General features: G+C 73.3%; 24 protein-coding genes. 11 read left to right on the top strand and 13 right to left on the bottom strand.

The features are described 5' to 3' along the window. Positions 1–6 precede the first annotated feature (6 nt). Both ACGF0D_RS23455 and ACGF0D_RS23450 read left to right on the top strand, forming a co-directional pair. A complete protein-coding gene (locus ACGF0D_RS23455; protein WP_392881626.1) occupies positions 7–894 on the top strand; it encodes an LLM class flavin-dependent oxidoreductase in 888 nt (295 codons plus the stop codon). A 92-nt stretch (positions 895–986) separates the two neighbouring features. Continuing rightward, the gene (locus tag ACGF0D_RS23450; RefSeq protein WP_392919141.1) at positions 987–1613 is read left to right on the top strand and encodes a hypothetical protein; all 627 of its coding nucleotides are present in this window, start codon (positions 987–989) and stop codon (positions 1611–1613) included. 27 nt (positions 1614–1640) lie between these two features. Here ACGF0D_RS23450 and ACGF0D_RS23445 read toward each other — a convergent pair whose 3' ends face one another. From ACGF0D_RS23445 to ACGF0D_RS23430, 4 genes are read right to left on the bottom strand one after another with little or no spacing between them, the layout of a single operon-like run. After that, complete coding sequence (locus ACGF0D_RS23445) at positions 1641–2168, bottom strand: hypothetical protein (protein ID WP_392919140.1); 528 nt, start codon at positions 2166–2168, stop codon at positions 1641–1643. After that, on the bottom strand, positions 2165–2755 hold the full coding sequence (locus tag ACGF0D_RS23440) for a hypothetical protein (RefSeq protein ID WP_392919137.1): 591 nt from the start codon (positions 2753–2755) through the stop codon (positions 2165–2167). The genes ACGF0D_RS23445 and ACGF0D_RS23440 overlap by 4 nt, the downstream gene beginning before the upstream one ends. Beyond that, positions 2752–5034, bottom strand: a complete 2283-nt coding sequence (locus ACGF0D_RS23435) for a hypothetical protein (RefSeq protein WP_392919135.1) — start codon at positions 5032–5034, stop codon at positions 2752–2754. Before ACGF0D_RS23435 ends, ACGF0D_RS23440 begins: the two co-directional genes overlap by 4 nt. Positions 5035–5047: 13 nt before the next feature. After that, positions 5048–5488, bottom strand: coding sequence for a hypothetical protein (locus tag ACGF0D_RS23430; RefSeq protein WP_392881638.1), 441 nt, complete (start codon positions 5486–5488; stop codon positions 5048–5050). 177 nt (positions 5489–5665) lie between these two features. Between ACGF0D_RS23430 and ACGF0D_RS23425 the strand changes: the two genes are divergently transcribed. Genes ACGF0D_RS23425 through ACGF0D_RS23410 form a run of 4 tightly spaced genes read left to right on the top strand, consistent with a single transcriptional unit; the run spans position 5666 to position 9270 of the window. Continuing rightward, entirely contained in the window at positions 5666–6697 is a 1032-nt protein-coding gene (locus tag ACGF0D_RS23425; RefSeq protein ID WP_392919132.1) for an ABC transporter ATP-binding protein, read from the top strand. Continuing rightward, on the top strand, positions 6681–7580 hold the full coding sequence (locus ACGF0D_RS23420; RefSeq protein ID WP_392919129.1) for an ABC transporter permease: 900 nt from the start codon (positions 6681–6683) through the stop codon (positions 7578–7580). The genes ACGF0D_RS23425 and ACGF0D_RS23420 overlap by 17 nt, the downstream gene beginning before the upstream one ends. 9 nt (positions 7581–7589) lie before the next feature. Then, positions 7590–8507 (top strand): ABC transporter ATP-binding protein, encoded by a 918-nt coding sequence (locus ACGF0D_RS23415; RefSeq protein ID WP_392881646.1) that lies wholly within the window; start codon positions 7590–7592, stop codon positions 8505–8507. A gap of 46 nt (positions 8508–8553) precedes the next feature. After that, a complete protein-coding gene (locus ACGF0D_RS23410) occupies positions 8554–9270 on the top strand; it encodes an ABC transporter permease (protein WP_392881648.1) in 717 nt (238 codons plus the stop codon). A 95-nt stretch (positions 9271–9365) separates the two neighbouring features. Here ACGF0D_RS23410 and ACGF0D_RS23405 read toward each other — a convergent pair whose 3' ends face one another. Together ACGF0D_RS23405 and ACGF0D_RS23400 are read right to left on the bottom strand one after the other, a co-directional pair. Further along, complete coding sequence (locus ACGF0D_RS23405) at positions 9366–10622, bottom strand: CynX/NimT family MFS transporter (RefSeq protein WP_392881650.1); 1257 nt, start codon at positions 10620–10622, stop codon at positions 9366–9368. A gap of 64 nt (positions 10623–10686) precedes the next feature. Continuing rightward, complete coding sequence (locus tag ACGF0D_RS23400; protein WP_392919126.1) at positions 10687–11409, bottom strand: FadR/GntR family transcriptional regulator; 723 nt, start codon at positions 11407–11409, stop codon at positions 10687–10689. A 250-nt stretch (positions 11410–11659) separates the two neighbouring features. Between ACGF0D_RS23400 and ACGF0D_RS23395 the strand changes: the two genes are divergently transcribed. The 5 genes from ACGF0D_RS23395 to ACGF0D_RS23375 all read left to right on the top strand — a co-directional run bounded on the left by ACGF0D_RS23395 (position 11660) and on the right by ACGF0D_RS23375 (position 17249). Then, the gene (locus tag ACGF0D_RS23395) at positions 11660–13429 is read left to right on the top strand and encodes a hypothetical protein (protein ID WP_392919123.1); all 1770 of its coding nucleotides are present in this window, start codon (positions 11660–11662) and stop codon (positions 13427–13429) included. After that, positions 13426–13797, top strand: a complete 372-nt coding sequence (locus tag ACGF0D_RS23390) for a hypothetical protein (RefSeq protein ID WP_392881658.1) — start codon at positions 13426–13428, stop codon at positions 13795–13797. The genes ACGF0D_RS23395 and ACGF0D_RS23390 overlap by 4 nt, the downstream gene beginning before the upstream one ends. Positions 13798–13876: 79 nt before the next feature. After that, positions 13877–14560 (top strand): hypothetical protein, encoded by a 684-nt coding sequence (locus ACGF0D_RS23385; RefSeq protein WP_392881660.1) that lies wholly within the window; start codon positions 13877–13879, stop codon positions 14558–14560. Further along, complete coding sequence (locus ACGF0D_RS23380) at positions 14557–15507, top strand: protein phosphatase 2C domain-containing protein (RefSeq protein WP_392919121.1); 951 nt, start codon at positions 14557–14559, stop codon at positions 15505–15507. Before ACGF0D_RS23385 ends, ACGF0D_RS23380 begins: the two co-directional genes overlap by 4 nt. Beyond that, positions 15504–17249 carry a lipopolysaccharide kinase InaA family protein gene (locus ACGF0D_RS23375; protein WP_392919118.1) on the top strand — a complete coding sequence of 582 codons (1746 nt, stop codon included), beginning with the start codon at positions 15504–15506 and terminating at the stop codon, positions 17247–17249. The genes ACGF0D_RS23380 and ACGF0D_RS23375 overlap by 4 nt, the downstream gene beginning before the upstream one ends. Here ACGF0D_RS23375 and ACGF0D_RS23370 read toward each other — a convergent pair. The 7 genes from ACGF0D_RS23370 to ACGF0D_RS23340 form a co-directional block, all read right to left on the bottom strand. Continuing rightward, the gene (locus ACGF0D_RS23370) at positions 17237–18088 is read right to left on the bottom strand and encodes an HAD family hydrolase (RefSeq protein ID WP_392919116.1); all 852 of its coding nucleotides are present in this window, start codon (positions 18086–18088) and stop codon (positions 17237–17239) included. The two genes, ACGF0D_RS23375 and ACGF0D_RS23370, sit on opposite strands and share 13 nt — an antisense overlap. Before the next feature lie 52 nt (positions 18089–18140). Continuing rightward, positions 18141–19415, bottom strand: coding sequence for a serine--tRNA ligase (serS, locus tag ACGF0D_RS23365; protein WP_392881670.1), 1275 nt, complete (start codon positions 19413–19415; stop codon positions 18141–18143). 507 nt (positions 19416–19922) lie between these two features. Further along, entirely contained in the window at positions 19923–20858 is a 936-nt protein-coding gene (gene pheA / locus ACGF0D_RS23360) for a prephenate dehydratase (RefSeq protein ID WP_392881673.1), read from the bottom strand. 132 nt (positions 20859–20990) lie between these two features. Next, entirely contained in the window at positions 20991–22343 is a 1353-nt protein-coding gene (efeB, locus tag ACGF0D_RS23355; protein ID WP_392919113.1) for an iron uptake transporter deferrochelatase/peroxidase subunit, read from the bottom strand. A 5-nt stretch (positions 22344–22348) separates the two neighbouring features. Continuing rightward, a complete protein-coding gene (locus ACGF0D_RS23350; protein ID WP_392919111.1) occupies positions 22349–24382 on the bottom strand; it encodes a FixH family protein in 2034 nt (677 codons plus the stop codon). A 13-nt stretch (positions 24383–24395) separates the two neighbouring features. Continuing rightward, positions 24396–24899, bottom strand: a complete 504-nt coding sequence (locus ACGF0D_RS23345; RefSeq protein ID WP_392881679.1) for a copper chaperone PCu(A)C — start codon at positions 24897–24899, stop codon at positions 24396–24398. After that, a complete protein-coding gene (locus tag ACGF0D_RS23340) occupies positions 24896–25567 on the bottom strand; it encodes an SCO family protein (protein ID WP_392919109.1) in 672 nt (223 codons plus the stop codon). Before ACGF0D_RS23340 ends, ACGF0D_RS23345 begins: the two co-directional genes overlap by 4 nt. Between the last annotated feature and the right edge of the window lie 35 nt (positions 25568–25602).

Genomic DNA, 25602 nt, shown 5'->3' with positions numbered 1-25602 from the left:
GTCGCCATGCGACTGAGCACCGTGATCCTCCCCGTCCACCGGTGGAGCGAAGGGCAGAAGATCTGGCGGCGGGCCGAGGAGCTCGGCTTCCACGCCGCGTACACCTACGACCACCTGAGCTGGCGCTCCTTCCAGGACGAGCCGTGGTTCGGCTCGCTGCCGACGCTGACGGCGGCGGCCTGCGCCACCGAGCGGCTGCGCCTCGGCACCCTCGTCACGTCGCCGAACTTCCGGCACCCGGTGACGCTGGCGAAGGAGCTGATCACGCTGGACGACGTGTCCGGCGGGCGGTTCACGCTGGGGATCGGGGCCGGCGGGACGGGCTTCGACGCGACGGCGCTGGGGCAGGAGGCGTGGTCGCCGCGGGAGCGGGCGGAGCGGCTCGGGGAGTTCCTGCCGCTGCTGGACGAACTGCTGCGCAACGACGCCACCACCCGGGAGGGCGCGTACTACTCGGCGGTCGAGGCGCGGAACGTCCCCGGCTGCGTGCAGACCCCGCGGGTGCCGTTCTACGTGGCGGCGACCGGGCCGCGCGGGCTGAAGCTGGCGGCGGAGTACGGGCAGGGCTGGGTGACGTACGGCGACCCGAAGGGCCCGGCGGACGTGCCCGTCGCGGAGGCGCCCGGTGTGGTCGCGCGGCAGATCGAGAAGCTGACGGCGGCGTGCGAGGCCGTCGGACGGGACGCCGGGACGCTGGAGAAGGTGCTGCTCCAGGGCTCGACGGCGGAGAAGCCGCTGCAGTCGGTGGACGCCTTCGTCGACTGGGCGGGCACCTACCGGGAGTTGGGCGTCACCGAGCTGGTGATCCACTGGCCGATCCCCGACTCGATCTTCGAGAACGACCTCGCGGTCTTCGAGCGGATCGCCACCGAGGGGCTGGCCCAGCTGGGCTGAGCGCCGCCGTCGGGGACGGTGTCGGGCCGGGGCGCTAGTCTGTCCGCCGCACAGGACAACTGATCATGCGTCACAACGGGGGGTTCTTCGTCATGCCTTCTTCCAGCTCCGGGAAACTGCTCGCCACCGCCCTGGTCGCCGCCGCGGCGTTCGGACTGGCCGCCTGCGGCCCGGACAACTCGGACCAGGGCGCGGGAGGCGGGTCGACCGCGGTGACCACCGCTCCGACCGGCGCCGGCGCCGCCCCGGCCACCGCGGCCCCGACCGGCGCCGGCTCCGCCCCGGCGGCGAGCGGCAAGCCCGCCCCGACCGGCAAGCCCGCGCAGAGCGCGAAGCCCTCCGACGAGCCGGAGGGCTTCTGCACCCACGAGCCGCTGCCCGCCGGGCAGAAGTGGGTGTACCCGGTGAAGGGCACCAGCGCGACGACCCTGGTCTACAAGGAGACCAAGGACGCCTGCGGCGTGAACGACGTCGTCTTCGAGCCGGTGGGCGCGGACAAGAGCGCCCCGATCGCGCCCACCGCCAAGGGCCACCTGAGCTCGGTGCTGGCCCCGCCGAAGGACGTCGCCGTGGCCGACCTGGTGAAGCACGTCAACGAGTGCCTCGCCGATCCGACCAACGTCAAGGGCTCCTACCCCTGCTCGGGCGTCGGCGACTACAAGGTGGCGCTCGACGCCTCCGGCAAGGTCACCGAGCTGTGGGAGCGCGCCCACAGCTGACGCGCGCCAGGGGCGGTGCCGGGCGGCTCACATCACCTGGAGCCGTTCGGCACCGCCCGCGCAGCCGAGCTGCTTCCCGGCGGCGCGCTCGGCGAAGCCACCGGCGATCCTGCCCATCCGCGCCCGGCCCGGTCCGTCCGCGACGGCCTTGCCGTCCTTGCCGGTGAGCGTGACGACGGCCCGGTAGCCCGTGCGCTTGCCGTCCAGGGTGCATTCGAAGTCGACCGCCCCGGCGCTGTCGCCGCCGGGCAGCACGACGCCGAACGACGCTTCGGCGGTCAGCAGCCGTCCGTCCTCGCCGTTGACCGAGCACCGTACGGAGGCCGGGTTGGTCTCGTCCGCCGTCCGGTAGTCCGTCTGCACGTAGACCCGGGGAGCGCCGCCCAGCACCCTGGCGACGTCCGGGTCGTCGAGCAGGCCCCGGCACTCGCCGTGCGACAGGGTGACGGCCGGCGGTCGGTAGGACGTGTGGTCGAGGTACAGGTGCCAGCCGAGCAGGCCGCCGCCGAGCAGCAGCGCGGCCCCGCCGGCGGTCAGGGCCCGGGGGTGCCTCATGAGCACTGTTCCTTCCTCGTCTCCACCAGCGCGGCCCGGGCGAGCTGTTCGAGGTCGGCCCGGACGCCGTCGGCGGAGCCGCCGGGGGTGCGGACGGCCTCCCCGGCGACGATCTCCAGCTCGAAGTAGTCGTACCGATCGTGCTTCCCGGTCAGGCAGCCCGCGGCCGCGGCGGCGCCGCCCGGCCACGAGGCGCCGAGGCCGGCGACCTCGAAGGTGCGCGCGTCCGGCCGCTTGGCGGCCTCGGTGCCCAGGGCGAGCTCGCCCCGGCGGCCGACCGACGTCAGGGTGAGCACGGTGCGCCCGTCGATCCGGATGACGCAGGTCCGCGGGTCGTCGCCGACGACGGACTTCGTCCGCTCCTCGGAGTCCTGGTCGCCGTCCGGCAGCAGCCGCCCGAGCGGGGTGTCGGGGCCGGTGGGCAGGTGGCAGAGCTGGGCCGACCGGCCGGCGGACTCGGCCGGGTGGTGGCCCTGCCAGTCCCGGTAGCCGACGAAGCCGGCGGCCGCCACCGCCACGACCAGCACGGCGGGCAGCAGCAGCGGATCGTGCAGGCGCCCGGCCCACCGGCCAGGGAGCCCGCTCACGCGTCGCCCTTCGCGTTGGTGCTGCTGTTGTTCGCCGTCCCGCGCGCCATGCCCTGGAGCGCGCTGTCCCGGGCGCTGTTGGCGAGCCGGTCGAGGTCCTGGCGGGAGATCCCGGTGCCGTCGCCGGCGTCCCGGACCGCCTGGTCGGCCCCCTTGGCCACCCGGCCCTCGGCGTCGGCGGTGTGGTCGCGGCTCTCCTGGCGGCCGTCCTCGGTGGTGTCGTGCTTGTTGGCCTCGATCACGCTGTCGGCGATCTCGTCGACCAGCGCGCCGGCGATCTCGCCGCCGAGCGGGATCTTTTCGGTCACGCTGCCGATGACGGCGTTGAAGGCGTCCTTGCCGTAGCCGACGTTCTTCTCCAGCGCGTCGTTGAACTCCTTGTCGGAGACGGCGTGCTGGTTCTGCACCTCGTCGATCCGGGCCTGGTTGAGGTAGCCGCTGACGACGCCGCCGGACTCCGCGTTGTGCTTGATGTCCGACTCCAGCCGGGCGAAGTCGGTCTGCCCGCTGTCCAGGTGGCCGCGGATGAGTGCGGTGGTGTACGCCTGGTTGGCGTTCGCCACCGCGCCGTAGGCGTCCGGGTCGCGCCCGAGGGCGTCGAGCAGGCCGGCCACGGACGAGGCGTTGAGGGTGGCCGGGGAGCCGTTGACCGGCAGGTCGTGCCCGTGGGAGAGCGAGTTCTGCACGTCCCCGATGTACTCGGCGGTCATGTGTCCGAGGCTGCCGCGCATCGCGGCGAGCTTGCCGTCGCCCTTGATGTCGTCCAGCGCGCCGTCGCCGCCGTGCCGGCCGAAGGTGTCCACGACCCGGTTCATCAGGTCGGCCTGCTCGGAGGTGTGCTTGGCCGGCGGGATCGGGCCCGGCTCGTCGTACGGGTGGCCGGTGGTGGCGGCCTCCAGGGCGCGGCCGAAGGCGGCCGGGCCGGCCTGCTTGCTCGCGTCCCACACCTTGGAGTCCCGCGAGGTGGTGTCGGGGATCCAGTCCTTGTCGTGGGAGTAGTAGGTGAAGTAGTCGGCGGGCTTGGGCTTGCCGCCCTGGTTGACCGTGCCGTCCTGGTTGTACGCGGTCGGCTGCTCGGTGAAGAACTTGGTGGACGCCTCCGGGCTGTGCGCGAGCGCCTCCAGGATGGCGGTGGTGGGGCGGAAGCCGGAGCCGGCCTCGTCGCCGCCGGTCAGGTTGAAGCCGTGGATCTTGGATCCGGGCATCGGGGCCGGCCAGTACCGGTCCTGGGTGTCGAGCTGGGTGACGTGCTCGGCGATCGGGTTGATGAAGTGGGCGTCGTAGTTCCCGTTCATCAGGATGCCGGAGAGCACCTGGTAGCCGTACGGCACGTAGTCCAGGCCGGAGGCCCGGTACGGCTTGTCCCAGACCGGCTGGGAGCCGGCCTTGCGCAGGGCGGCGGCCCACTCGTCGGACAGGTGCGGCTCGTTGGTGGTGCGGGTGGCGGTGGCCAGGCTGAGCCCGAGGTTCTTCTGGAGCTGCTCGTAGGCCTTCCAGCGCGGGTCCTTGGCGTCCCAGGGGTGCGCCGGGTCGCCGACCATGCCGTTCCAGGACTTGATCAGGCCGTCCGGGCCGAGGTCCTGGTAGAACTTGGTGGCGAACTTCGGGTCGTTGCCGTGCGAGGCCAACAGCGAGTTCAGCTCGGTGAGTTCGGGCTCGGTGATGTCCCCGCCCCGGGCGGCGAGCTGGGCGGCGCGCTTGCCGTCCGCCTCGGGGCCGCCGCCGATGGCCTTGCCGTTGAAGGACTTCTGCTGGTCGGTCATGCTGTCGGCGCGCAGTGCGTAGGCGATCCGCTCGTCGGCGGCGGTGGCCTCGGCGACGGCGGCGTCGATCTCCTTGCGGGCGGCTTCGGCCTTGTCGCCCCACTCCCGCTGGTAGTCCCGCATGGCCTCGTAGTCGTGGCGGGTGGCGTTGTCGGCCGGGGGCCAGCTCACGGTGCCGTTGTCGGTGACGGTCAGGCCGGCCGTCCGGGCGGCCGCGACGGCCTTGTCCAGCTTGGCCTTGGCGGCCTTGAACTCGGTCGACGCCTCCGTGAAGATCGAGGCGAAGGCGTTCGCCTCGGTGACGGCGGCGGTCAGCTGCTCGTTGGTGCGCTGCAGGCCGGGGCGGGCCTGGTCGGCCGAAGGGCCGCTCCAGCAGGCCGAGTTGACCTTGGCTATCACCGTGCTGTCCCAGTCGCTGTCCAGCGAGTGGAGCTTCTGGGCGACGGTGGTCCAGGCGGTGGCGGCGGAGTCCAGCACGCCGAAGTCGGCGGTGCTGAGTTCGTGGAAGTCGACCATGACGGGACTCCTCTCAGCCGGTGAAGCCGGCCTGCGTGGCCGACTCGTTCTGGCGGTAGTTGCCGGCGGTGGCGCGCAGCGCCTGGGTGGTCTGTCCGATGGTGCCGCCGAGCGCGGCGACGCACTGGTCCCAGGTGCCGGCGGCGCCCGCCGCGGCCTTTCCGGTGCTCCAGTTGGCGAGTGAGGTGGAGACCTTGGCGGTGGCCTCGTCGGCGCCCCGGCCGTCGGTGTTGAGGCGGGCGTGGATCTGGTCGGAGTTGTTCCCGGCGGTGGTGAGCGCGTCGGGGTCGGCGCTGAAGCCTCCGCCTCCGCCGCCTCCTCCGCCCGCCGCCGCGGCCGAGTTGAGCTGGGTGCGGGCCGTCTCCTGGGCGCGGGCCTGGGCGGTCAGGTTCCCGTCGGCGTCGTAGGCCCAAGGGTTCATCATCCGGTCGAACGCGGTCGCCCGATCAGACATGTCGATCGCTTCCCCTCCGTGCCGGCACGCTGTTCCGGCACCCCCGTCGGCAAAGAACTCGGCAAGTACGTCAAGAGTTCGACAAAGGGTACAGGCGGTTCCGCCTGTGCCGAACCCCTAGGGGTGAGGGGGGCCGACGTCATACCGCAGCAGCAGACGGCCTCGTCATTCCAGCTCATGACCCGTACCGCACAAGACCGTTACGTTGTGTCCGTGTCCACAGCTGTCATCACGACGGACGGCCTCACCAAGAGGTTCCCCCGCGTCACCGCCCTCGACCAGCTCACCGTCGAGGTGCGGCCGGGGGTGGTCGGGCTGGTCGGGGCCAACGGCGCGGGCAAGTCCACTCTGATCAAGATCCTGCTCGGGCTCGCCCCGGCGACCTCCGGCCGGGGCGAGGTCCTCGGCCTGGACGTCGCCACCCGGGGCTCCGAGATCCGCGCCCAGGTCGGCTACATGCCCGAGCACGACTGCCTGCCACCGGACGTCTCCGCGACCGAGTTCGTGGTGCACATGGCCCGGATGGCCGGCCTGCCCGCCACCGCGGCCCGTGAGCGCACCGCGGACACCCTGCGGCACGTCGGCCTGTACGAGGAGCGGTACCGCCCGATGGGCGGCTACTCGACCGGCATGAAGCAGCGGGTCAAGCTCGCCCAGGCGCTGGTGCACGACCCGAAGCTGGTACTGCTGGACGAGCCGACCAACGGCCTCGACCCGGCCGGCCGGGACGAGATGCTGGCGCTGATCCGCCGGGTGCACACCGACTTCGGCATCTCGGTGCTGGTCACCACCCACCTGCTGGGCGAGCTGGAGCGGACCTGCGACCACCTGGTCGTGATCGACGGCGGCAAGCTGCTGCGCTCCTCCTCCACGGCCTCCTTCACCGGGGCGACGGCCGTCCTCGCGGTCGAGGTCGGCGACTTCCCGCAGGACCACCGGCGGGAGCCGGGCCCGGAGGTCCGCGAGCGGCTCGCCGCGGCGGGCCTGTCCGTCCAGTCCGAGGGCTCGCACCAGCTGCTCGTCCGGCTGGCCGACGAGTCGACGTACGACACCATCCGCGACGCCGTCGCCGAACTGGGCCTCGGCCTGGTCCGGTTGGAGCAGCGCCGGCACCGGGTCGCCGAGCTCTTCACCGACTCCGGGGGCGCCGAGCGGAACGAGGACACCGAGCAGAGCAAGGGAGGAACGGACGATGTCGCTGCCTCCTGAGGCCAGGTCCACCGACACCGGCGTCATCCACGACATCGGCTACCGCGGCTACACCGGCCCCCGGCTCGGCCGCTCCTACGCCACCCGCGCGCTCTTCACCCAGAGCCTGCGCGCCGCGTACGGGCTCGGCCGCTCCGGCAAGTCCAAGGTGCTGCCGATGCTGGTGCTGGGCGTGATCACCGTGCCCGCGCTGATCATGGTGGCGCTGTCGGTCGTGATGAAGCGCGACGAACTGCCGGTCGAGTACGCGGGCTACCTCTCCATGCTCAGCCTGGTGGTCTCGGTCTTCCTCGCCTCCCAGGCGCCGGTGCTGTTCTCCCGGGACCTGCGCTACCAGACCGTCCCGCTCTACTTCTCCCGCCCGATCACCCGCACCGACTACGTCCGGGCCAAGTTCGGCGCCATGGTCTGCGCCCAACTGCTGCTCATGGCGGCCCCGCTGCTGGTGCTGTACATCGGCGCGCTGCTCGGCGGGATGGACTTCGCGCACAACACCGGGCACTTCCTGTACGGCCTGGTCGCGGCCCTGCTGTACGCCCTGGTGCCGACCTCGGTGGCCGTGGTGATCGCGGCCGCGACCCCGCGCCGGGGCTTCGGGGTGGCCGCCATCATGGGCTACCTGGCGGTCAGTGCCGCACTGGGCGCCGCCGTGGTCGGGATCAGCCACACCGGCACGACCGACTCCGACGCCGCGCAGTGGGTGTCCCTGATCTCGCCCACCGAACTGGTGGAGTCCCTGGTCAACGAGCTGTTCGGGCTCGGCGACGGACTCGACCGCCGGCACGCGCCGGGCGGCCTCGGTCTGGCGGTGTTCGCGCTCGTCGCGGCGGCCATGGTGGTCGGCTCGTACCGGCTGCTGCTGCGCCGCTATCGGAACGTCTGAGAGGGCGGCATGGCCACCATCAGCATCGACAAGGTCTCCCGCTGGTTCGGGAACGTGGTCGCGGTCAACGACATCACCATGGCCATCGGCCCCGGAATCACCGGCCTGCTCGGGCCCAACGGGGCGGGCAAGTCCACGCTCATCCACATGATGAGCGGCTTCCTGGCCCCCTCCAGCGGCTCCGTCACCCTGGACGGCGCGCCGATCTGGCGCAACCAGCAGGTGTACCGGCAGATCGGCCTGGTGCCCGAGCGGGAGTCGATGTACGACTACCTGACCGGCTGGGAGTTCGTCCTCGCCAACGCCGAACTGCACGGCCTGCCCCAGCCGGGCGCCGCCGCCCGCCGGGCACTGGACCTGGTGGAGATGGACTACGCCAAGGACCGCCGCACCGGAACCTACTCCAAGGGCATGAAGCAGCGGGTCAAGATGGCCTCCGCCCTGGTCCACGACCCGTCCGTGCTGCTGCTCGACGAGCCCTTCAACGGCATGGACCCGCGCCAGCGGCTCCAGCTGATGGACCTGCTGCGCCGCTTCGGCGCGGACGGCCGGACGGTGCTGTTCTCCTCCCACATCCTGGAGGAGGTCGAGCAGCTGGCCCGGCACATCGAGGTGGTGGTCGCCGGACGGCACGCCGCCTCGGGCGACTTCCGCAAGATCCGCCGGCTGATGACCGACCGCCCGCACCGCTACCTGGTCCGCTCCAGCGACGACCGCCGGCTCGCCGCCGCGCTGATCGCCGACGGCTCCACCACCGGCATCGAGGTGGACGAGCGGGAGCGGGCGCTGCGGATCGAAGCGGTGAACTTCCAGGGCTTCACCACCCTGCTGCCCAGGGTCGCCCGGGAGGCCGGCATCCGGCTGTACACCGTCTCCCCGGCGGACGAATCGCTGGAGAGCGTCTTCTCGTACCTGGTCTCCGCGTGAGCGCCGCTGCCAGGACCGTTGTTGCCCAGGAAGGGGCCGACCGACCATGAACCCCACCGTCGCCAGGCTGACCCTGCGCGGGCTGCTGGGCCGTCGCCGCGGCCTGCTGCTGCTGGTGGTCCCCGCCCTGCTGCTGGTCGTCTCGGCCGTCGCGAGCGTCTCCAGCGCCGACCCGCACGACACGGCCGACAACATCATCGGCGCCCTCGGCCTCGGCACCCTGGTCCCGATCCTCGGGCTGGTGGTCGGCACCGGGGTGATCGCCAACGAGATCGACGACGGCTCGATCGTCTACCTGCTCGCCAAGCCGCTGCCCCGGTGGCGGATCGTCACCACCAAACTGGTCGTCGCGATCGGCGTCACCTGGCTGTTCTCGGTCGTCCCGACGCTGCTGGCCGGGCTGCTGCTGGTCGGCACCCAGGACGGCGTGGCGCTCGGCTACACCGTGGCGGTGCTGGTCGCCGGGGCCGTGTACAGCGCGGTGTTCCTGCTGCTCGGCGTCGTCACCCGGCACGCCGTGGTGGCCGGGCTGGCGTACGCCCTGATCTGGGAGTCGACGATCGGGAACTTCGTCGAGGGCGCCCGGACGCTGAGCATCCAGCAGTGGGGCCGCTCGGTGGCCGAGGCGGTCGCCGGACAGAACGCGATCAGCGCCGACGTCTCGCTCGGCGCGGCCGTACCGCTGCTGCTGGTGGTCACCGTCGCGGCGACGGTGTTCGCCTCGGTGAAGCTGGCCGGGATGACGCTCGCCGGCGAGGAGTGAGCGCCGTACCGGACCCGGTACAGCGCTGAGCCCCGAACGGCGGTGGGCCCGGACACCCTCAGGTGTCCGGGCCCACCGCCGTTCTGCTCGGAGGTTCAGAGCGTCCGGTTGCGGCCCGCGCCCCAGCCGGCCGTGCCGACCACCACGACCAGCACCAGCATCAGCACCAGCGGGGTCTCCCAGCCGCCGGTCAGCTGGCGCAGCGCGCCCGCGCCGACCGGGCCGGCCGCCGCGACCAGGTACCCGATCGCCTGCGACATCCCGCTCAGCTGGGCGGCACCGGCCGCGGTGCGGGTGCGCAGCACGATGAACGCCAGGCCCAGGCCCAGCGAACCGCCCTGGGCCACACCCAGGATGGTCGCCGACACCCACGCCGCGGAGACCGGCGCGACCAGCAGCAGGGCGATGCCCGTCCCGTTCAGCGCGACCATGGCCACCGCCAGCGCGCGCTGGCTGGTCATCCGGCCGGCCATCAGCGGCACCAGGAAGGCGCCCGCCACCTGCACCAGGTTGGAGAAGGCGAAGACCAGACCGGCCTGCCCGCGGTCCATGCCGTGCTCGGCCAGGATGGTCGGCATCCAGGCGACCAGGGTGTACACCAGCAGCGACGAGATGCCCATGAAGAGGCTGATCTGCCAGGCCAGCGGGGACTTCCAGATGCCCTCGATCGGCTTGGCGGCCGCGGCGGCCGCGGCCGGCGTCCCCCGCTGCTGCTCCTGCTGCCGTTCCTGGCGGGCGCGCAGCACCTGCGGCAGCCAGGCCACCGCCGCGATCAGCGCGAGCAGCGACCAGGCCCCGAGCGAGGCCCGCCAGCCGCCGCCGAGCGCGTGCTCCAGCGGGACGGAGGTGCCGGCCGCGAGCGTGGCGCCGATCAGCATGGTGGTCGAGTAGACGCCGGTCATGGCGGCCGCGCGGTCCGGGAACTCGCGCTTGACCAGACCGGGCATCGACACGTTCAGCACCGCGATGGCCACGCCGATGACCACGCAGCCCGCGTACAGGGCCGCCACCGAGGGCAGCACCCGCAGCAGCACGCCCGCGCCGAGCACCAGCACCGCGCCGAGCACCACCCGCTCGGCGCCGAAGCGGCGGGTCAGCCGGGGGGTGAGCGGGGCGCCGACGCCCTGGAAGAGCACCGGGACGGTGGTGATCAGCCCGCCCACGGTGGCGGACAGGCCGAAGGTCTGCCGGATCTCGCCGACCATCGGGGAGACCGCCGCCAGGCAGGCGCGCATGTTCAGCGCGACCAGCACGATGCCGGTCAGCAGCAGGAGCGGATGGGCCAGCCGGGCGCGGACGGGGACCGGGGCGGGAGCGGTGACAACCGGCTGCTGGGCACGGGTGACGGCCATGGATGTGCTGTTCTTTCGTGGATGTGCGTGGAAGCGGACGGTGGAAGGGGAGGCTCGCGCCGTCCTACTTCCGGGCCGCGATGGCCGCGAGCAGCTGCTCGACGGCCGCGGTCGGGCCGGCGAGCAGCGCACGACACGCCGCCTCGGCCCGGTCCGGGTCGCCGCTCTCGATCGCGTCGACCAGGGCCTCGTGGGTCGCCACGACCGCCTCGGGCATGTCGTGGTCGCCGAAGGCGGAGGTCATCGCCTCGCGGACGGAGGCACCGAAGTAGCGGTACACCTCGGCCAGCGCGGGGTTGTGCGCGGCCTCGACGACGGCGGTGTGGAACTCCAGGTCGTGCTCGACGGTCGCCTCGCGGCTCGCCCGCTCGGGGTGCTTCGCGAACACCTCGGCCTCACGGGCCAGGGCCGCGCGCATCCGCCGGACGTCCTCGGGGGTGTGCCGCAGCGCGGCCAGCCGGGCGCCCTCGGTCTCCAGCGCCGCACGGACCTCCAGGACGTCCCGGATGCCGGAGCGCTGGACGCCGCGCAGCACGGACGCCGGATCGCTGGTGGAGCGGACGAACGTGCCCTCACCCTGCCGGGAGACCAGCATTCCGGCGTGCACCAGCACCCGGATCGCCTCCCGGACGGTGTTCCGTCCGACGCCCAGCTGCTCGGCCAGTTCGTGCTCGGTGGGGATCTGCGACCCGACCGGCCACGTCCCGCCCGCGAGCTGCTCCCGCAGCTGCTCGATCGCGGTGTCCACCAGGGAACGCCGCCCGGCCGCCTGCAGACCGCCGCTCATGCCGGACCTCCCTTCCCACCGCATCTCGCCACCATCGGTCGTCGGTCATCCTACAACCGCTTGCCCGGTCATCCTACAACTGCCCCGCGGGCCTGTCGGGCGCCGAGCCGGGCGTCGCGGGGCGCGCCGGTCGCGGGCCCCGGCGGACCGGATCCGGCGCGCCAGGGGATTCGCCACCTGATGACAGGTCAGGTTTCGTCGTGGAACGGGTAGTTACGTCACACGAACCCTCACCGAAGGGTGGTCGACCATGAGCACCTTCGACACCTGGACCTGTCCGACCTGCGGGCTGGTGAACCCTCCGGGAGTGCCCTGCACGGGGTGCCGTGCGGACCCCGACCCGGCCACGGCCTTCCACCGGGCCCCCACCAGCACCTGGAAGACCCCCGCACCGGCCCCCGCCCAGGCTGGCCCGACCTTTCACCCGACCCCCGCCGGGGCCGCCGGCGGCCCTGCGCCGACCCCCGTCCCCGGCAGTCCGGCGTCCCCGCCCGGCCCGCCGCCGCGCGCCTCGGACGCCACCCGCTACCTGTGCGCCGCCGTACAGATGGACAGCGCCCTCGCCCGCCGCGCCATCGACACCGTCCTCGGCGAGCCGCGCCGGGCCGTCGCCTCCTCGCCCGACGTCGACCTGGCCTGCGTGCTGCGCTACGCCGTCGCCGCCCGTACCCGGCACACCACCACCAAGGTGCTGCTCGCCCTGATCGCGGCCTGCATCGTCGCCTCGTTCTTCCTCCACCCCTTCGAGCAGACGGACGCGCCCGTCCCCCTCCCCGGCTACCCCGGCGTCTACACCGTCCCCCGGTCGGACCCCTCGCTGCTCCCCTTCGACCTGCCGGTCGTCCTGGTCCCGCTCCTGGTGGTGGCCTGGGCCGTCGTGCTCATCGAGCAGCTCACCGCCTACTTCGGCGTGATCAAGCCCAGGCTGAGCCGCTCCGCGTTCGACCCCGCGCGGGCGCCGGTGGCCACCCGGCCCAAGGAGGAGGCGCAGCTGCGCGAACTGGCCGGGCTGGACCACAGGGGCAACGTCACGATCTTCTCCGGCTTCGAGCCCTTCCTCGGGTACGGGCGGCTGCTCGACACCTGGAACTTCACCATCCCGGTGGACCGGCCCGGTGAGCACGCCGACCGCGTCCTGCCGTTCTCCATCGCGGAGCTGACCGCCGAGATCACCAGGGCGGTGGAGTCGCTCGGACTGCCCGGGGTCGACGTCCGCGAGCGGATCTTCGTCAGCGGCGCCGACCTGTCCCTGGGCCTCGACCCGGCCGTCCGCGGCTTCCTGCTCCCCTGGCCGACCAAGCGGCCGTCCCCCGAGCTGCCGGCCGCCCTCGTCGACCGGCTGCGGGAGGACGGCGCCGCCCGGGCCCGGCCCTACCTGGTCACGACGGTGTCCGGCTGGGGCAGCGAGGTGGTGACCACCAGCACCGTCCGGTTCGGCCTCAGCCCCGCCAAGGACGTGCTCTTCGTCGAGGGCGCCTCCTCGATGCTCCCCCCGGTCAAGGAGGCCTACCACCTGGTCGACCACCTGCTCGACCGGCCGACCTGGCGCCAACTGACCGCCCTGGCCCGGATGTCCCTCACCAGCATGCCCGGCAGGCTGGTGCGCGGCACCGGTTACGTGCTGGCCCTGCCCTTCGCGCCCCTCCTGGCCCGGCTCACGGACGGCGACCAGCTGCGCCAGATCCGGCACAGCGCCTTCAACTACGGCTCCATGGCCAGCATCCGGCAGCTGGCGGCCGACTCGAGGTTCCACCGCTACTACCAGCAGATCGACCACCAGATGTACACCAAGGTCGTCGAGCGGCGGATCCTGGACAGCCTGATCGACTTCCTGGAGGAGCACCAGGTCGACATCTCCGAACTGCGCGAACGCCAGAGCGTCATCTACAACGGGGGCATCTTCACCTCCGGCAACGCCAGGATCAGCTTCGTCAACTCCCCGGTCGCGGCCGGGGCGGGCAGCCGGGTGCGCGCCATGCTGGCGCCCCGCGGCCCCGAAGGAGGGAAGGCCAAGTCATGAGCGAGGACCGGAACACCTCCGGCGGGTTCCACGTCAGCGGCCACGCCACCGTCCACTTCACCGACTCGCCCGTGGCGGCGGGCCGGAACTCCTCGGTCACGGTCAACTCCGGTGCGGGAGAGGTCGACGAGGAGGCGCTCGCCCGGCGGGTGCTCGCGCTCGCCGACCGGCTGCGCCAGGACAGCGAACCGGACAGCAGCCAGGCACAGGCCGCCGAGGACCTCCAGGCCGAGGTCGCCTCCCCGGCCCGGCGCTGGGACCAGGTGCTGCGCTTCCTCACCCGGGCCAGGGCCGGCGTCGTCGCCACCACGGCGGTGGCCGCCGAGATCCAGAACCTGGACGAGGCGGTCCGCTCGCTGCTCCCGTAGCCGCTCCGTCGGCCGGCCGACGCGGGACGTCGGCCGGCCGCGCAAGGAAGAGGTCCACCCGACAAGAAGGGGGAGTGCGGTGGCCGAGACCAAGGGTGTCCTGCTGCCCGCCTACGTACTGGCCGACGAGTCGGCCTCGATGGAACCGTACCTGGCCGAACTCTCCGGCGGCCTGGTCTCGTTGTGCGAGGGGCTGCGGGCCGAGCCGATGATCGCCGCGAAACTGCGGCTGGCCGTCCTCGGCTTCTCCGACGACGTGCGGATCCGCCTCGCGGTGACCGACATGCGGACCGAGACCAGGCTGCCCCAGGTGGTCATCCGCGGACTGACCGTCTACCGGGCGGTCTTCGAGGACCTGCTGGACCGCATCCCCGAGGACGTCCGGTGGCTGCGCGGCCAGGGGTACAAGGTGCACCGCCCGGTGGTCTTCCTGCTCAGCGACGGCCAGCCGACCGACGGCGAGGAGTGGCGGGACGCGCACGCCCTCCTCACCGACCACCAGCGGACCCCGACCGCCCCCAACATCATCGCCTGCGGCATCGGCGAGGCCGAGCCCCGGACCATGCTCGCGGTGGCGACCCGCCCGGAGTTCGCCTTCGTGGCCCGGTCCGGCATCGACCTCGGCCGGGCCATCGGCGAGTTCTTCCACGCGCTCACCACCAGCCTGGTCGCCTCGGGTCAGGCCCTGGGCTCCGCCAACCCCCACCTCGTGGTCAACCGGCCCGACCAGTTCGTCCTCGCCATCGACGAGGTCGGGCAGTGACCCGGCGCGGTCCCGGCCCGGAGCGGGCGCCCGGCCCGGAGCAGGGTTCCGGTCCGGCCGCCGCCGTCCCCTGGCAGCGGATCGCCGTGGGCACGCCCGGGATCGAGTTCGAACCGAGGCCGCCGCGCCAGCCCGCCTACGACTTCCCCGACACCGAGTGCGACGGCTGGTCCACCAAAGCGCTGGCCGTGCGCTTCGCCTCCGTCCGGGGCGCCAAGCACCGCTACTACGGCCGTCCGCGCCAGGACGCCGCGCGCGCCGCCCTGCACCAGCCCACCGGTGCGGTCGCCTTCGCCGTCGCCGACGGCGTCTCGGCCGCGACCAGCGCCGAACTCGGCGCCATCGAGGCCTGCCGGGCCGCCCTCGCCCGCACGCTCCACCTGCTCTCCGCGAGCCCGGGCCCGGTGGACTTCCCGGACGTCGCCCGGCACGCCGCCCGACGGCTGCGGCAGGTCGCCCGCTGGCGGCTGGGCGGCGGGGAACCGGACCCGGCCGAGGTCTCCCGGCTGTACGCGACCACCCTGGTCACCGGCGTGGTCCACCCCGACCCGGCCGGCCCCGTCGTCGAGCTCTGCCGGATCGGCGACTCCGGCGCCTGGCTGCTCGACCTCCCGCACGGCCGCTACCACCCGATCTTCGACCCGAAGTCCGCCGGCGACGCCCCGCTGGTCGGCACCGAGGTGACCCCGCTGCCCACCGTGCCCGACCCGATCGAGCGCACCAGCGTCCGGCTCACCCCGCAACTCGCCCTGCTGATCGGCACCGACGGCTTCGGCGACCCGCTGGGCGACGGGGACGGCCTGGTCGGCGCCCTGTTCGCGGACGCCCTCGCCGAGCCGCCCACCCCGCTCCGGCTCGCCCACCTGCTCGACTTCTCCCGCGAGACCTTCGACGACGACCGGACCCTCCTGGTCGTCTGGCCGCACGCCGCCGGGGAGGAGCGATGACGGACGGCCGCTCCGTCAGGACCGTCGACCACGACGACCTGGTCCTGCTCCGCCGCCTCGGGCAGGGCGGCCAGGGCACCGTGTACGAGGTGGCCGACCGGGCCGACGGCCACGCCGTCGCCTACAAGGAGTACCGCCCCGAGACCCTCCCCGGGCTCGACACCGACGCGCTGACCGCGATGGTCGCCCTGCTCGCCGAACTCGGCCCGGCCGAGGCCCGCTGGCTCCTCGACCGGGCCGCCTGGCCCACCACCCTGGTCCGGCAGCGGGGCCGCACCTGCGGCTTCCTGATGGGGGCCGCCCCCGAACGCTTCCACTTCGACCTGCACGCCCTCGGCGGAGCCACGGCGCCCACCAGGCGGCTGGCCACCCTGGAGTTCCTGCTCAACGACGACGACTACGTCGCCCGGGTCGGCCTCACCGTCAGCGACCGCGACCGCCTGAGACTGCTCGCCGACCTCGCCACCACGCTGTCCCGGCTGCACCGCCTCGGCATCGCCGTGGGCGACCTGTCCCCGAAGAACCTGCTCTTCGCCACCGGAGCCGACGGCGGCCGGGCCGCCTGCTTCCTCATCGACTGCGACGCCGTGCGGCTGCGCGGCGCCACCGTCCTGCCCCAGGTCGAGACCCCGGACTGGCAGCTCCCGCACGGCGAGGAGCGCGGGACGGCGGCGGGCGACGCCCACAAACTGGCGCTGCTCGCCGTACGGCTCTTCGCCCGCGACCAGAGCGCCGTCGACCCGGCCGCGCTGACCGCGCTCAGCCCCGCCCTCGGCGAGCTCGCCCGGGCCGGACTCGACCCGGACCCCGCCCGCCGGCCCGCCCCGGCGCTCTGGGCGGAGCACCTCACGGCGGCCGCCGCCACCGCCTCCACCACCCCGGCGGCCGCGGCCCCGTCCATCCCGTACGCACCGTCAGCCCCGTCAGCCCCCGTTCGTACGGTGGGAGCGCCGGCCGCGAGCTGGGGTCAGGGCGCGCCGGTGCCGACCAGGACGCCGTACGCCGCCGGCATCGGCGTCGCCGCGGTCCTCGCGGCCGTCGTCCTGGCGATCGTGTTCGCGGTCGTCCACAACCGGTCCGACTCCCCGATGGCGGACTCCGGCCCCTCGTACACGCCCACCTACACCCCGACGTACACGCCCACGCGCACCTACACGCCGACCTACACGCCCACGTACACGCCCAGCACCCCGGCCTTCGACCCCGCCTCGCTCGACGACGCCGGGACCGACCGCACCCCGCTGACCCACACCGCGCTGCTCGCCGACGCGTTCACCGACGCCAAGGGGGTGCGCTACGAGAAGGCGAGCGGGGGGCTGCACAGCTGCGTGACGGCCGACATGAGCAAGAACGTCCAGACCGTGCTGAGCAACGGCGGCTGCGTGAACCAGATCGTCGGGACCTACCGGGACACCGACGCCAAGATCCTGGTGATCGTCCAGGTCAAACCGATGGCGGATGCCCGGACCGCCGAGGCGGCCCTCAACACCCTCTCCACCGCGTACAGCACTGATTGGGACTTCTGGTGCCCGAACAAAGGGCCGGGCTCCGAACTGTGCGACGCGGGCGTGGACGTCAGCCGGGCCACCCAGACCGGCAGGAAGACCACCGACCACCGGTACCTGATTCACGCCCAGGCCCTCTATATCAACCTGGGCACCGACGACAGTCTGGAGCCGTGGACGGACGCGGCCACCCGTGCTGCACTCAGGGCCGCCGGCCCCGACAACTACTGGGGGTAGAGGCGCTCCAGGACCTCGGCGACGCCGTCCTCGTCGTTGCTGGCGGTGACGGCGTCGGCGACGGCGAGGAGTTCCTCGTGGGCGTTGGCCATGGCGACGCCGTGGGCGGCCCAGCCGAACATCGGGACGTCGTTGGGCATGTCGCCGAAGGCGATGGTGTCGGCGGCGCGGACGCCCAGGCGGCGGGCGGCGACGGCCAGGCCGGTGGCCTTGGACAGGCCGAGCGGGAGCAGTTCGACCACGCCGGCGCCGGCCATCACCACGCCGACCAGGTCGCCGGCGGCGCGGCGGGCGGCCTCGGCGAGGGCGTCGTCGGTGAGGGCGTGGTGCTGGATGTACAGCTTGCTGAGCGGGGCGTCGAACAGCTCGCCGCGCTCGACCCGGACGACCGGCAGGTCGGAGCCGATCAGCAGTTCGTAGCCGGGGACGGCCAGCACCTGGCCGTCGAGGCCGTCCTGGTTGGCGGCGATGGCCAGCGGGCCGGTCTCGGCCTCGATCTTCTCGATCGCGATCGCGGCGAGCCGCCGGTCCAGGGTGAGCGAGGTGAGCAGCTTGTGCGCGCCGGCGTCGTACACCTGGGCGCCCTGGCCGCAGACCGCTATCCCGGTGTAGCCGATCTCGTCGAAGACCGGGCGGGCCCAGACCGCCGAGCGCCCGGTGACGATGATGTGCAGCGCGCCCGCGCCGGTGGCCGCGGCCAGGGCGGCGCGGGTGCGCTCGGAGACGGTCTCCCCGCTGGTGAGCAGGGTGCCGTCGAGGTCGGTGGCGACCAGCCGGTAGGGCAGGTCGCCACCGCCGCTGGCTCCGGGGGAGGCGGGGCTGGGGCTGGTGGTGCTCATGGGCCGTGCGTCTCCCGGGAGTTGCGGGTGGTGCTGGGTGGTGCGGACCGGGTTACCCGACCGGCTGGAGGACGGTCCGCCCGCCGAGGAACGGCCGCAGCGCCTCGGGCACGACGACCGAGCCGTCGGCCTGCTGGTGGTTCTCCAGGATCGCCACGATGGTGCGCGGGATGGCGACCAGGGTGCCGTTCAGGGTGGCCAGCGGGCGGGTCTTGCCCTCCTCGCGCATCCGGATGGAGAGCCGGCGGGCCTGGTACTCGGTGGTGTTGGAGGTCGAGGTGACCTCGCGGTACTTGCCCTGGGTGGGGATCCACGCCTCGATGTCGAACTTGCGCGCGGCCGAGGCGCCGAGGTCGCCGGAGGCGACGTCGATCACCCGGTAGGGCAGTTCGAGGGCGTTGAGGAAGTCCTTCTCCCACTGGAGCAGGCGGCGGTGCTCGTTCTCCGCGTCCTCCGGAGTGGTGTAGACGAACATCTCCACCTTCTCGAACTGGTGGACGCGGATGATGCCGCGGGTGTCCTTGCCGTAGGTGCCGGCCTCGCGGCGGAAGCAGGACGAGTAGCCGGCGTAGCGCAGCGGCAGCTTGTCGGCGTCGAGGATCTCGTCCATGTGGTACGCCGCGAGCGGGACCTCGCTGGTGCCGACCAGGTACCGGTCGTCCTCGGCGAGGTGGTACACGTTCTCGGCGGCCTGACCGAGGAAGCCGGTGCCGTCCATGGCGGCCGGGCGGACCAGGGTCGGGGTGATCATCGGGGTGAAGCCGGCCGCGGTGGCCTGGGCGATCGCCATGTTGACCAGGGCGAGCTCCAGCAGCGCGCCGACGCCGGTCAGGTAGTAGGAGCGGGCACCGGCGACCTTGGCGCCGCGCTCGGTGTCGATCGCGCCGAGGATCTGGCCGAGCTCGACGTGGTCACGGGGCTCGAAGCCCTCGGCGGCGAAGTCGCGCGGGGTGCCGATCTCCTCCAGGGTGACGAAGTCCTCCTCGCCGCCGACCGGGGCGGCCGGGTCGATGAGGTTCGCCAGGGAGCGGAGCAGGCGGTCGGCCTCCTCCTTGGCCGCGCTCTGCTCGGCGTCGGCGGCCTTGACCTCGGCGGCCAGGTCCTTGGTGCGCTGGAGCAGGGCGGCCTTCTCGTCGCCCTTGGCCTGGGCGACCTGCTTGCCGAGCACCCGCTGCTCGTTGCGCAGTTCGTCGAAGCGGCTGCCCGAGGACCGGCGCCGTTCGTCGGCGGAGAGGAGGGCGTCGACCAGGTCGACGTCCTCGCCACGGACGCGCTGCGAGGCGCGCACTCGGTCAGGGTCCTCACGGAGCAGGCGAAGGTCAATCACAGGCCCAAGCGTACCGGGAGACCGTTCCTCCACCGGTACGGCTTTTCCCCTGGGGATAACTCACCCTCGCCTGTGGATAACTTCTGTGGGGAACTCTCCGCCGGAGGGTTATCCACAGGCCGAACCCCGAACCTGTGGATCAAAGGGGAGGATTGCCTTCCGCGTGAACGAACCAGGGAATTGAGGTTTCAAACCTCAATCAACCTTCTCGGGTGAGGGAATTGAACCACTCGGACGGGTGATTTGCTGGCAACCGGGTGACTCTGGTCCGATTGGTCATCTCTGCAACGCAAACCGATGGTCCGACCGGATCCGGGCAATGGCTATACCGGTTTGTCGACTCGTCCCCAGGCCTGTGGATAACTCCGGGCTGTGGACAGTAGGGGTCCCCTGTGGACAGCGGCCGCCGGCCGGGGGCCGCCTGTGGATGACGGTGAGGTCACTCGTCCCGCCCGATCGGGTCGATCAAAAACGGTCGGAAAAGGCTGGAATGACGATAGATGGCGTTCAGATGTCCCCGCGGCCGTCGAGCGCGCGGGAGAGCCAGTCCGCCGCCGAGGTGAAATCCTCGTCCGAGGTCCCCGGCCGCCGCTGGGTGGACGCCTGCCGGTCGGCGCGCGGATAGGAGCCGAGGTACCGCACCTTCGGGCAGATCCGCTTGAGCCCCATCATCGCCTCGCTCACCCGGCGCTCGGACAGGTGGCCCTCGCAGTCGATCAGGAAGCAGTAGCTGCCCATGCCCTCGCCGGTCGGGCGGGACTCGATCCGCATCAGGTTGACCCCGCGCACCGCGAACTCCTGCAGCAGCTCCAGCAGCGCGCCCGGGTGGTCGTCCGGCAGCCAGACCACCATCGAGGTCTTGTCCGCGCCGGTCGGCGAGGAGACCCGCCCGGGGCGGCCGACCAGCACGAACCGGGTGGCCGCGCTCTTCGCGTCCGCGATCTCCTTGACCAGCGGCTCCAGCCCGTAGATCGGCGCCGCGAACTCGCCCGCGAACGCGCCGTCGTAGCGGCCCTCGGCGACCAGCCGGGCGCCGTCCGCGTTGGAGGCGGCCGACTCCCACGTCGCCTCCGGCAGGTTGGCCGCCAGCCAGCGCCGCACCTGCGGCTGGGCGACCGGGTGGCTGGTCACCGTCTTGACCCCGGACAGCTCGGTGCCAGGCCGCACCAGCAGCGCGAAGGCGATCGGCAGCAGCACCTCACGGTAGATCATCAGCGGTGCGCCGGAGGCCAGTTCGTCGTTGGTCGCGGTGACCGCGCCCTCCACCGAGTTCTCGATCGGGACGAACGCCCCGGCCGCCTCCCCGCCGCGCACCGCGTCCAGCGCCAGCGCCACCGAGGACAGCGGGACCAGCTCCCGGGTCGCCGCCTCCGGCAGGGTGTGCAGGGCCGCCTCGGTGAACGTGCCGGCCGGTCCGAGGTAGGTGTAGCGGGTGGCCGACATGACGCCTCCGGGGCTCTCGGTGCTGCGCGGTCAGGGTGTGCCGAAGCAGTCACCATAACGATTCCGCGGCCCCGGCAGGAAAGCGTTCCAGTGGCCGGGACCGCGGCGGTGGACCGGGTGAACCCGGGGGAACTACCCCTCCAACAACTGCTGGCCGAGGTAGCCTCCGGGCGGCGGGCCCGGCGGCAGCGCGTACAGGCCGCTCGCCTCGTGCCGCAGGAAGCGGGAGAGGCCGTCGCCCCGGGAGAGCTTGCGCTGCACCGGGGTGAACCCCTTGCGCGGGTCGGCCTGGAAGGCGAGGAAGAGCAGCCCGGCGTCCGGCGAGCCGTCCGGCAGCAGCCCGTCGTGGTACGAGAAGCCGCGCCGCAGCATCGCCGCCCCGCCGTTGGCCGCCGGGGCGGCGACCCGGATGTGCGCGTCGGCGGGGATCGCCAGGGTGCCGTCCGGGCCCTGCGCGGTGAGGTCGACCGGGGCGCGCTCACCGGCCCCGGCGGGCGCGCCGAGCGGGGCGCCGTCCGACTTGCGCCGTCCGATCACCCGCTCCTGGCGGTCCACCGGCAGCGCCTCCCAGTGGTCCAGCAGCATCCGGATGCGCCGGAACACCAGGTACGAGCCGCCGGCCAGCCAGGCCGGCTGGTCCCCGCCGGCGGCGCAGAACACCTTGGCGGCGAAGCCCTCCTCGTCCGGCCGGGGGTTGTTGGTGCCGTCGACCTGGCCCATCAGGTTGCGTCCGGTCACCGGCCGCGCGGCGGCGCCGGGGGTGCGGGCGAAGCCGGCCGAATGCCAGCGCAGCGCCGCCGTCCCGGCCGCCAGCCGCTGGAGCACCCGCAGGGCGTGCACCGCGACCAGGGCGTCGTCCGCGCCGATCTGGACGAACAGGTCGCCGTCGCCGCGGGCCGGGTCGAGCGCGTCGCCGGGGAAGGCGGGCAGCGGTTCGAGCCCGGGCGGGCGGCGGTCGGCCAGCCCGGCCTTGTCGAACAGCGCGGCGCCGAAGCCGACCGTGACGGTGAGCGAGCAGGGCCCGGCGTCCAGCGCGACCTGGCCGTCGAACTCCTCGGCCGGCTCCCCGGCGGTCAGCCGCTCGGCCGCCCTCGTCCAGCGCTGCAGCAGGGTGCGCAGCCCGTCCCGGCCGACGCCCTCGGCCAGGTCGAAGGCGGCCAGCTGGACCCTGGCCTGCGCCGGGTCGGTGATCCCGGCCTGGTGCTCGCCGCGGAACGGCACCCGGGCCGCGCCCAGCGCCCCGCCGGACGGGCCCGCCGCGACGGTCGTCCCGCCGCCCCGCCCGTCCAGGGCGACCGCCCCGGCGACGCCCGCGCCGGCTCCCGCCAGCAGCCCGGCCCCGGCGGTGCCGAGCAGCGCCCGCCGGGTGAAGCCCGCCGACCCCGCCGACCCCGCCGACCCGTTCGAAGCCGACCCGTTCGAAGCCGACTCGTGCGCCGTCGCGCCGTCCGCCGTCGGACCGTGCTCCGTGGAAACGTCCGTCACCCCGCTCACCCGATCTTGAACTGCTGGGTCGGGGTGGTCTGGTCGATGTCGGAGGAGCGGACCTGCACCGACACCACCCAGTTGCCCGCCAGCGGCAGCTGCGCGATGCCGCTCCAGCGGCCGGTGCCCTCCGGGGTGAGCTGGACCGGCAGCGGGCCGAGGTCGCGGTCCGGCAGGGTGAAGGCGAGCTGCACCTCGGGGACGTCCACCGGCTGGCCGTCCGCGCCGTCCAGCGCGAGCTGCACCTCGTTCGCCCCGGTCCGGGCCGGGTTGAGGCTGACGGTCGCGGTGCCCTTGGCGTTCGGCGTCCGGCCCTTGGTGTCGTACGGGAGCTTGAGCTCGACGGTGCGGCCCGGCTCGGTCTGCGCCGCCGCCCCGGGCCCGCCGGCCACCGCGGCGCCGGCCGCCCGGGCCTTGATCTCGTCCGCGACCCGTCCGGGCGGGGAGTTGGTGAGCATCGTGGTGACCACCAGCACCGCCACCGCGACCAGCGCCTCGACCAGCACCGAGCGGCGCAGCCCGGCCCGGGTCGGGGTCAGCCCGCGGTCGCGTCCGGCGCTCTGCCGGGCGGCCAGCTGGCGCTCCAGCTGCGCCTGCCGGACCGGGTCCTCCCCGTTCGCCGCCACGGCGACCGGCTCCGGCAGTTCGACCGGCGCGACCTCCTCCGCCTCGGCCGGGGCCGAGCGCAGCCTGGCCAGCCAGGTGCGGGACATCCAGGCGACGCCGAGCATCGCGACCACGCAGCCGCTCTTCACCAGCAGCAGCCGCCCGTACTCGGTGCCGGTCAGCGCGCTCCAGCTGCCCAGGCCCCGCCAGGACTGGTAGATCCCGGTCACGGCCAGCACGGCCACCGAGCCGAAGGCGATCTTCGAGAAGCGGTCCACCACCTCGACGCCGACGCCCTCGCGCAGCGCGACCAGCAGCGCGGCCAGCCCGCCCAGCCAGAGCGCCATGGCGATCAGGTGCAGGATGCCGAGCGGCAGGGCCAGCCAGACCTGGATGCCCACCGAGGCGTGGTCGGCGCCGACCCAGGTCGCCGCGAGGGCGACCGTCAGCACCAGTCCGGCCACGCCGAGGCCCAGCCGGACCTCGCGCTGCGGCCGTTCAGCGGCCCGGCGCTCCAGCTCGCGCAGCTCGGCGGCCTCGGCGTCGTCCTCGGCGGCGGCGGAGCCCTCGGCGGTGGTGCCGTTCCCGTCCTCGTCCCGCGGCTTGGGCACGACCGGCCGCGGCGCCTGCCCCAACTGCCCGACCAGGAGTGACAGGAACACCCCGCCCGCCGCGAGCAGCAGCAGCCGGGCGGCCAGCCCGGTGCCGATCCGCTCGTCCAGCGTGGCGCGCATCAGCGACAGGTCGAAGGCCTGCCCGACCCCCGTGCCGCGCTCGTAGGGGCCGCGCAGCATCAGTACCGCGACGGTGGAGACCAGCAGCGCCGTCCAGCCGGTCATCAGCAGCCGCTGCACCCGGGGCCGGGCGGTGCCGGCCGGCCAGCAGATCAGCACGAAGGCAGCGACGCCGACCAACAGCGCGAAGGCGGTGTACGCGACGGCGCGCCCGGTGCCGTACAGGGCGGCGACCAGGCCGTCGGCCTCGGCGCCCTGGAACGCGGTGGCCGACACCGTGGTGTCCGAGGGGGCGCCGATGGAGAAGGTGAACGCCCCGCCGACCGGGTGCGAGTCGTCCGAGACGGCCCGCCAGGCCACCGTGTACGTGCCGTTGGCGAGCCCGTCCTGCAGCCCGACCCGGGCGGTGTTGCCCTTGCCGTCGGCGTGCGCCGGGTTGCCGGTGTCCACGGCCTTGCCCGCCGGGTCGAGCACCCGCACGGAGTCGCCGGAGAGCGAGACGGACTCGCTGAAGGTCAGCGTCACCGCCCGCGGGGCGGTCCCGACCACCGAGTTCTGCGACGGGTCGGTGGAATCCAGGGTGGCGTGCGCGGAGGCCGGCCCGGCGCCCGCGAGCATCAGCGCGAGCAACGCGCCGAGCACTCCGAGCACCCCGGCGATCCGGCGGTGGGTGGCCTTCTCCAGGCCGGCCGACTGCATGCTGGCGGTCCCCTTAACTCTGGCCGGGTCGGTAGGTGAGCTCCTTGACCGGCACCTTGACGGAGATGGTGCCGGACTTGGCGAAGGTGAGGTCGAGTTCCAGCTCGTCGCCGAGGGCGGGGGCCTTCTGCCACCCCATGATCATGAGGTGGTTGCCGCCGCGGGCGAGCTGCAGGGCGCCGTGCGCGGGGACGTCCAGGCTGTCCACCTGCTCCATGGTCGACGCGGTGGAGCGGTGCATGGTGACCGACTCGGCGGCCGGGCTGGTCACCTTGAGCAGCTGGTCCTTCCCGCCGTCGTTGCGGACGGTCAGGTAGCCGGCCGCCATGCCGCCGGTCGGCGGCAGCGGGATGTACTCGTCGGCGACGCTGATCCTGGCCGGGCCGGCGGAGGCGCCGTCCTGGCCGCCCGTTCCGCACGCGGCCAGGATCACGCCGCCGCCCAGGGCGGTCGCGACGACGGCGCCGAGCAGGGCACTGCGGCGGAACCGGCTGGTTCCGGTCTGGACCGGGCTCACGCCGCGACCCCCTTGGCGAGCAGCGGCAGGTCGTGCTCGTAGGTCTTCTCCTCGGTGCCGCTCATGTAGAGCACGTGCGCCTTGTCGTCCGAGGGGAGGAAGGCCAGCACCTGCGCGCCGTGGGTGGAGGTGACGGTGCCGTCCCCGTTGACCACCGGGTCCTCGATCATGATGCCGAGCGACTTGGCGGCGGTCTTCACCTTGGCCAGGTCCCCGGTGAGGCCTATGAAGTCGCTGCCCATCGAGTCCAGCCAGGTGCGCAGCACCTTGGGGGTGTCGCGCTGCGGGTCGGTGGAGACGAAGACGACGTTGAGCTTCTGCCGGTCCTCCGCCGGGAGCGCCTTCATCGCGACGCCGATGTCGCCCATGGTGGTCGGGCAGACGTCCGGGCAGCTGGTGTAGCCGAAGAACAGCAGGGTGGCCTTGCCGTTGGTCTGCTGACGCAGGTCGAAGGGCTGGCCGGAGGTGTCGGTCAGCTGGAGGTCCGGCTTCTCGAAGTTCTTGGCGAGCTTGGTGCCCTGGTACGGGGTGTCCTCCTTCTGCCGGGTGACCTTGGCGGCGGTGGAGTCCCCGCCGCCGGAGGACCCGCAGGCGGAGAGGGTCAGGGCGGCGGCCAGCGCGAGGGCGGCCGCGCCGGCCAGGCGGGTGGTGCGGGTGGTGCGGGACATGCGGGTTCCGATCGTGCGCGGTGGACGGCCGGGGG

The sequence above is a fragment of the Kitasatospora sp. NPDC048298 genome (genome assembly GCF_043201465.1).
Lineage (GTDB): Bacteria > Actinomycetota > Actinomycetes > Streptomycetales > Streptomycetaceae > Kitasatospora.
The sequence above is the reverse complement of the archived record's forward strand: the minus strand, read 5'-3'. Positions and strand labels throughout refer to the sequence as shown.

Excerpts from the sequence above, each read along its gene's own strand:
- ACGF0D_RS23455 (WP_392881626.1), top strand. The coding sequence starts at position 7 with ATGCGACTGAGCACCGTGATCCTCCCCGTCCACCGGTGGAGCGAAGGG.
- ACGF0D_RS23450 (WP_392919141.1), top strand. The coding sequence starts at position 987 with ATGCCTTCTTCCAGCTCCGGGAAACTGCTCGCCACCGCCCTGGTCGCC.
- ACGF0D_RS23445 (WP_392919140.1), bottom strand. The coding sequence starts at position 2,168 with ATGAGGCACCCCCGGGCCCTGACCGCCGGCGGGGCCGCGCTGCTGCTC.
- ACGF0D_RS23435 (WP_392919135.1), bottom strand. The coding sequence starts at position 5,034 with ATGGTCGACTTCCACGAACTCAGCACCGCCGACTTCGGCGTGCTGGAC.
- ACGF0D_RS23430 (WP_392881638.1), bottom strand. The coding sequence starts at position 5,488 with ATGTCTGATCGGGCGACCGCGTTCGACCGGATGATGAACCCTTGGGCC.
- ACGF0D_RS23425 (WP_392919132.1), top strand. The coding sequence starts at position 5,666 with ATGACCCGTACCGCACAAGACCGTTACGTTGTGTCCGTGTCCACAGCT.
- ACGF0D_RS23420 (WP_392919129.1), top strand. The coding sequence starts at position 6,681 with ATGTCGCTGCCTCCTGAGGCCAGGTCCACCGACACCGGCGTCATCCAC.
- ACGF0D_RS23415 (WP_392881646.1), top strand. The coding sequence starts at position 7,590 with ATGGCCACCATCAGCATCGACAAGGTCTCCCGCTGGTTCGGGAACGTG.
- ACGF0D_RS23410 (WP_392881648.1), top strand. The coding sequence starts at position 8,554 with ATGAACCCCACCGTCGCCAGGCTGACCCTGCGCGGGCTGCTGGGCCGT.
- ACGF0D_RS23405 (WP_392881650.1), bottom strand. The coding sequence starts at position 10,622 with ATGGCCGTCACCCGTGCCCAGCAGCCGGTTGTCACCGCTCCCGCCCCG.
- ACGF0D_RS23400 (WP_392919126.1), bottom strand. The coding sequence starts at position 11,409 with ATGAGCGGCGGTCTGCAGGCGGCCGGGCGGCGTTCCCTGGTGGACACC.
- ACGF0D_RS23395 (WP_392919123.1), top strand. The coding sequence starts at position 11,660 with ATGAGCACCTTCGACACCTGGACCTGTCCGACCTGCGGGCTGGTGAAC.
- ACGF0D_RS23390 (WP_392881658.1), top strand. The coding sequence starts at position 13,426 with ATGAGCGAGGACCGGAACACCTCCGGCGGGTTCCACGTCAGCGGCCAC.
- ACGF0D_RS23375 (WP_392919118.1), top strand. The coding sequence starts at position 15,504 with ATGACGGACGGCCGCTCCGTCAGGACCGTCGACCACGACGACCTGGTC.
- ACGF0D_RS23370 (WP_392919116.1), bottom strand. The coding sequence starts at position 18,088 with ATGAGCACCACCAGCCCCAGCCCCGCCTCCCCCGGAGCCAGCGGCGGT.
- pheA (WP_392881673.1), bottom strand. The coding sequence starts at position 20,858 with ATGTCGGCCACCCGCTACACCTACCTCGGACCGGCCGGCACGTTCACC.
- ACGF0D_RS23350 (WP_392919111.1), bottom strand. The coding sequence starts at position 24,382 with ATGCAGTCGGCCGGCCTGGAGAAGGCCACCCACCGCCGGATCGCCGGG.
- ACGF0D_RS23340 (WP_392919109.1), bottom strand. The coding sequence starts at position 25,567 with ATGTCCCGCACCACCCGCACCACCCGCCTGGCCGGCGCGGCCGCCCTC.